The organism is Gemmiger formicilis, assembly GCF_016901605.1.
In the GTDB taxonomy this organism is placed as follows: domain Bacteria; phylum Bacillota; class Clostridia; order Oscillospirales; family Ruminococcaceae; genus Gemmiger; species Gemmiger formicilis_B.
Window position 1 is genome coordinate 1 of the sequence record NZ_JACJKP010000172.1, and the last position, 5,981, is coordinate 5,981.

Consider the following 5,981-nt stretch of genomic DNA (forward strand, 5'->3'; position numbering starts at 1 on the left):
GAGAACATGAAATATGCCGCCGCTGAAAACGCCGGTGTCTTTGGGGACCCGCAGCCCAAAATCTTTGTCAGCGAGCGTACCCCCGAAGGAGATCTGCTGGTCATGCGCGCCCACACCGCCGCCCGGGAGGCCATCCGGGCCATCTGCCCACATGTAAAGGTGGGCCTGACCCTTTCTCTCCATGACCTGCAGGCCCAGCCGGGCGGAGAACCCTTTGCCGAGGCGGCCTGGAAGGAGGAGTTTACCCACTACCTGCCCTATATTCAGGGAGACGACTTTCTGGGTGTGCAGAACTACACCCGTACTCTGTACGGCCCCACCGGCCAGCTGCCCGCCCCCGAAGGTGCAGAACTGACCCAAATGGACTATGAATTCTATCCCCAGGCCCTGGAACATGTGCTGCGCAAGGTAGCCAAGGACTTCCGCGGAGACCTGATTGTCACCGAGAACGGCATTGCCACCGCCGATGACACCCGTCGGGCAGCCTTTATCGAGCAAGCCCTGGCCGGGGTACAGCGTTGTGCAGCCGACGGTCTGCCAGTGAAGGGATACTTCCACTGGAGCCTGATGGACAATTTTGAGTGGCAGAAAGGTTTTGCCATGAACTTCGGACTGATTGCCGTGGACCGCACCACCATGGCCCGCACGCCCAAGCCCAGTCTGGCAGTGCTGGGCAGTTACGTCGGAGAGTAAAAGCCAGAAAGGGCTGTCTGTACGGCAGCCCTTTTTTCATGATATAATAACGGCAAGCGAGGTGGTTCCGATGGAAGTTTTTCAGAGCATGGCATTGCTGGCAGAGCTGGTGCAGTGCGGCGGCCCGATTTTCACCTGGTGTTACGACGAAAAGGGAAACCTGCTGCGCAGCAACTGCCCGGACGAAGCCTTCCTGTCCGGTATTTTTGACCTGTTCGGCTGCAAACAGCAGATGATGGAATACGGCGCCGCCCATGATACCCCCATTACGCTGGGAACCGCCCTGGGAATCCTGTGGGCGGCCGCTTTTGAAAAGGAAAACGGGAAGCTGAAACGTGCCTGGGTAATGGGGCCGGTCTTCTATCAGGATGTTTCCATGCGAGGAATTGAACAGGGTCTGCGCTATTACAGTCATCTGGAAACCAGTGTTTCCTGGACGATGCATCTGCAGCAGGTTCTGACCAAAGTTCCTGTACTGCAAAATACCATCCTGCACCGGTACACCTTGATGATGCACTATTGTCTGACGGGAATCCACCTGGAAATCAGTGATATCAACAGCGAAACTCCGCCCAAAGTCTATGATCCGACCTATACCCCTGCCCATGACCGCCACAAGGTCTGGATGGCAGAACAAGGTCTTTTACAGATGGTACGCACCGGGGATCTGAACTACAAACAGGCACTGTCCAACAGCATGACCTTGAGTGCCGGTGTCCCGGTACACAGCGATGACGCCTTGCGGCAAAGCAAAATTTCGGTGATCGTGTTCACCTCCCTGGTGTGCCGTGCAGCCATTGAGGGCGGGCTTTCTCCCGAGGAGGCCTATGCTTTGGGTGACAGTTATATCCAGACCGCCGAGTCTGCCAAAACCCTGGACGATCTGAATCCGCTGAGCCTGGTGATGTACGATGACTTTATCCGCCGGGTACACAAATGCCGCACGAATCCCAAACTCAGCCGTCCGGTCCAGCAGTGTGTGGATTACATCGAGATGCATCTGGACCAGAAGATCCGGGCCGCCGATCTGGCAGCCGTGGTAGGCTATACCGAATATTACCTGACCCATAAGTTCAAGGCGGAAACCGGGCTTTGCATCAATGACTACATCAAGTTTGCCAAAATTGAGCGGGCAAAGGTCCTTCTGAAAAGCACCGACCAGACCGTACAGGAGATTGCTGCCGCCCTGTGTTTCAGTACCCGCAACTATTTCAGCCGGATCTTTCAGGAAGTCACCGGACAAACACCCGTAGAGTATAGGGGTGGATGAGACTTATTTTTTCCAGCACATCAAAACAGACAGCGAAGGAACTTCTTCGCTGTCTGTTTTCTTCTTTACAGAGAATATGCTGGCGGCGCCACGCTGGCCGCTCCGGCACACAGCGCCGCAATGGCCGCCGCCACCTGTTCCGGCGGCGCTTTCCGGTCACTGTGCAGCCAGTATGACATCACCCCGGAAGCCCCCGCAAACAAAAAGGTATTCTGCATTCCCCTCCAGCCGTCATCCGCCCCGGTGCGCTCTCCAGCGTCCATCCGCAGGTCCATATAGTGAAAACAGCACCCCACCACCCTGTGCAGAAAGGCGTCGTCCGGGCTCTGCCGCGCCAGAACTGCCAGAAAATCCTCGTCGTTCTGCAGCTTTTGCAGCATGGAAAGCAAAACCGCCTGCACGCCCCGGTCTCGGGTACTCACCAAGGCTGCTTCCAGCTGTTCCAGGGCCTGTTCCTCCAACTGTTCCATCAGATCATAACAATCCCGGAAATGCCGGTAAAAGGTTCCCCTGTTGATCTGCGCCAGGGTACAGACCTCTTTGACGGTGATCTTCTCCATCGGCTTTTGCTGCAGAAGTTGCCAGAAGGCGGTGGTGATGATCTCCCGTGTATAACGGGTACGCGGATCAGTTTTCATATTTGTGCTCCTTTTTGCAACAGCCAGACGCTTTATGTCGCACAAAGCAACAGCTGCCGCTCTATTGCTGATTGCGCCGGTTCTTTTTCCTCAGTATACTGAAAGGCAGAAGAAAAAGCAACACGTGTTCACAAAATCACCATGTGTTCTTTTAAAAGGAGGACTTTCTGTGCAGAGCGAACGGCTGTTCAAAGAGGCGCCTGTCTGGCAGGCTATCGGTGCGCTGGTGGGCCCCTCTGTCCTGTCGGTTCTGGTCATGATCATCTATAATATGACCGACCTGTTTTTTATCGGATTGCTGCAGGATACCGCCCTGACCGCGGCGGTGGCGGTGGTGGGGCCTGTTTTCACCCTGGCTTCTGCCGGTGCCACTGTGCTGGGCATGGGCGGTTGTGCCGTGGTGGCCGGTTCTTTGGGCGCTGGCGACCGTCAGGACGCCCGGTGCGTTTCCAGCCTTTGCGGTTGGTGTGGCCTTCTGACCGGCGTACTCCTGGCCGTGGTACTGAATCTGTTCTGTGAACCGATTTTGTATTTGCTGGGCACCAATGCCGAGATCCTGCCTTACGCTACCCATTACCTGCGCATCCTGGCTCTGGGTGCCCCGGCCATGATCTTCTCAGTTTCCGCAGCCACCCTGCTGCGGGCAGACGGCGCCATCCGCCGGGGACTGGTGGGCAACCTGTCCGGAAGCCTTACCAATATCCTGCTGGACCCGCTTTTCATCCTGGCTTTCGGCTGGAACATTGCCGGAGCTGCCGCAGCCACCATGCTGGGCAATCTGGTGGCCAGCGGGCTTTACCTTCACCACATTCTTTGCCGTTCTGATGCCCTGAGTCTGCGACCTGCCGATGCCCTGCGCTGCCCCTCCCGGCTGGGGCGGGTCCTGACTCTGGGCCTGCCCAATGGGGTAAGCAGTCTGCTGAGTGGTCTGGCCGGCAGTTTCAGCAATCGTCTGTTGGCTGCTTACGGCACCAACGCCCTGGCTGCCATGGCAGCCGCCGACAAATCCGCCATGGTCGTGACCCTGGTCCAGATGGGCATCTGTATGGGATTGCAGCCATTGCTTTCCTATAATGTGGGCGGACGGAATCTCCCCCGGCTTCGGGCAGTCCTGAGCAGAAGTTTGGGCCTGACCGTAGGTTTTGGCACCCTGTTTTCTCTGTTCTGCCTGCTGGCACAGCGGCCGCTGATTGGACTGTTTTTATCCGATCCTGAGGCAGTGTTCCTGGCTCGCCAGCTCCTTCCCTGGCTGCTGGCAGGCAGTCCGCTGCTGGGCCTGTACTATCTGGGCATCAATTTCCTGCAGGCCGCCGGCTATGCCGGCAGTGCCACCCTTCTTTCCGCCCTGCGCCAGGGCGTGCTGCTGGTTCCGGCCCTGTACGGGTTCCACCATCTGCTGGGGCTGCCCGGCCTGGCGGCTGCCCGTGCCGCCACCGACCTGCTCAGTGCAGCCATTGCTCTGCTGCTCTTTATTATGGTCTGGCATAAATTGACGAGCAGCCTCCGGCCTCGAACCTGTCTATAAAGTGCCCCAACGTGTTATCCTCACGTCCAAAAGAGCCCGGCACATTTTGTTTTCAAAATGCTGCCCGGGCTTTTCATTTGCAACAGTCTTTATATTGCATGAAAATTCACCCCACATTCCAAATTATCACCCCGTATAATCCCTGTTTTTTCGCTATAATGAAAACAATCTGAAAGGGAAAGGACTGCAGAACCGTGCAAGCAACCAATCTTCAAACCAATCACCTGACGGCCCCTCTTGGAATGGATGGCGGCCCATTGTTTTTATCCTGGCAATGCACCGGCGGATTGCGCCAGACCGCTTATGAGATCCACCTGACGGCAGACGATGCCCTTGTCTGGGAAAGCGGCAAGGTGGCAACCCAAAGTATGCATGCCGATGCTCCCGCCGTAGAAGGGGCCCGGGTCCGGGGCAGCTGGAAGGTCCGGCTGTGGGACGAAAATAACTGTCCCGGCCCCTGGAGCGAGGCCCGGTTTGAGACGGGACTTTCCACCGGGGAATGGCAGGGGCTGTGGGTGGACCCGGAGACTGCACCGTTGGATATTCCCGGTGACGACGCCATCAACGCCTTTGCCCGCCCCAACTGGGAGCGCAAGCAGGCCGAGAAAGAGGCCGCCGGCAAGGGTGCGGCGGAGCCCTACCAGCCCCACCGTCCGGCCTCCTATCTGCGAAAAACCTTCACCGCCCCGTCCGGTCGCGGGCGGCTGTACATCACCGCCAAAGGACTGTATGTAGCCTGGCTCAACGGCGTGCGAGTGGGCGATATGGTGCTGGCGCCTGGCAGTTTTACCGCTGACAAGCACCTAGGCGCCCAGACCTACGACGTGACAGATCTTCTGCGGGAGGGGGAAAACGAGCTGCTGATTGCCTTGGGCGACGGCTGGTACCGCAGCACCAGCGGCGTGGACGGTGACCGCAACCTCTTCGGCGATACGCTGGGCGTTCTCTTCCAGTTGGAGGTTGATGGCAAGGTGTTCTGTGTTTCGGACGATACCATGCAGGCCACCCAGCAAGGCACCATCCGCCAGAATGATTTACAGCAGGGCGAAGTGTATGACGCCCGGCTGGAAGGTTCTCTTGCCGGCTGGCACGAAGTACGAACCTACCGCGATGCCCTGCCTGTCACCGGCATGAATACGGTTCCCATCCGGGAGAGGGAGGCGTTTCCCGGGCGGCTGTTCACCGCCCCCAACGGAGAAACCGTGCTGGATTTCGGCCAGAACATTGCCGGCTATGTGGAGATGACCCTTACCGCTCATGCGGGACAGAAAGTCCTGCTGACTTGTGGTGAAACGCTGGATGAAAACGGCAACTTCACCCAGGAGAACTTCCAGGACCGCAGCCGCCACAATGAAGGCGGCACCGCCCAGATGCTGGAGCTGATCTGCAAGGAAGGGGTAAATCATTGGAAACCCAGCTTCACCATCATGGGCTTTCAGTATGCCAAAGTAGAGACGGATGCAGACCTGACCGGGGCGGTGTTCACCGCCCATGCAGTCTACTCCGATATGGCGGTCACCGGCTCTTTCACCTGCGGGAACAAAGCGGTAAACCGGCTGGTAGCCAACAGCATCTGGAGCCAGAAAGGCAACTTCTGCGATATTCCTACCGACTGCCCCACCCGGGAACGGGCGGGCTGGACCGGAGACATGGGCGTCTTTATTGAGACCGGCCTGACCCTGATGGACTGCTACCCGGTGGTTGCCAAGTGGCTGAAGGAATGCCGCCTGAACCAGTACCCTGACGGACGGATGGCCAACATTGCCCCGCCCAACAGCCGCCCCGGGTATATGACACCCATGCTGTGCATGTCCGCCGGCTGGGGGGACGCCGCCATTTTGGTGCCCTACGCTCT

The 5,981-nt window shown here is 58.0% G+C and carries 5 protein-coding genes; 4 read left to right on the plus strand and 1 reads right to left on the minus strand.

Going from position 1 to position 5,981, the window contains the following annotated elements; all coding sequences use genetic code 11:
• The coding region (locus tag H6B10_RS11890) for a family 1 glycosylhydrolase (protein WP_204651805.1) at nucleotides 1-693 on the plus strand (693 nt) is incomplete at its 5' end.
• Between the two features lie 70 nt (nucleotides 694-763).
• The gene (locus H6B10_RS11895) at nucleotides 764-1,963 is read left to right on the plus strand and encodes a helix-turn-helix domain-containing protein (protein ID WP_204651806.1); all 1,200 of its coding nucleotides are present in this window, start codon (nucleotides 764-766) and stop codon (nucleotides 1,961-1,963) included.
• Between the two features lie 65 nt (nucleotides 1,964-2,028).
• Here the strand turns inward: H6B10_RS11895 and H6B10_RS11900 are convergent, their stop codons facing one another.
• Nucleotides 2,029-2,601 carry a TetR/AcrR family transcriptional regulator gene (locus H6B10_RS11900; protein WP_204651807.1) on the minus strand — a complete coding sequence of 191 codons (573 nt, stop codon included), beginning with the start codon at nucleotides 2,599-2,601 and terminating at the stop codon, nucleotides 2,029-2,031.
• Nucleotides 2,602-2,770: 169 nt separating this feature from the next.
• Here H6B10_RS11900 and H6B10_RS11905 point away from each other — a divergent pair, with 169 nt between their 5' ends.
• Complete coding sequence (locus tag H6B10_RS11905; protein ID WP_345941820.1) at nucleotides 2,771-4,126, plus strand: MATE family efflux transporter; 1,356 nt, start codon at nucleotides 2,771-2,773, stop codon at nucleotides 4,124-4,126.
• Between the two features lie 242 nt (nucleotides 4,127-4,368).
• Nucleotides 4,369-5,981 (plus strand): family 78 glycoside hydrolase catalytic domain (locus H6B10_RS11910; RefSeq protein ID WP_204651809.1); only part of this gene is annotated, 1,613 nt, incomplete at its 3' end.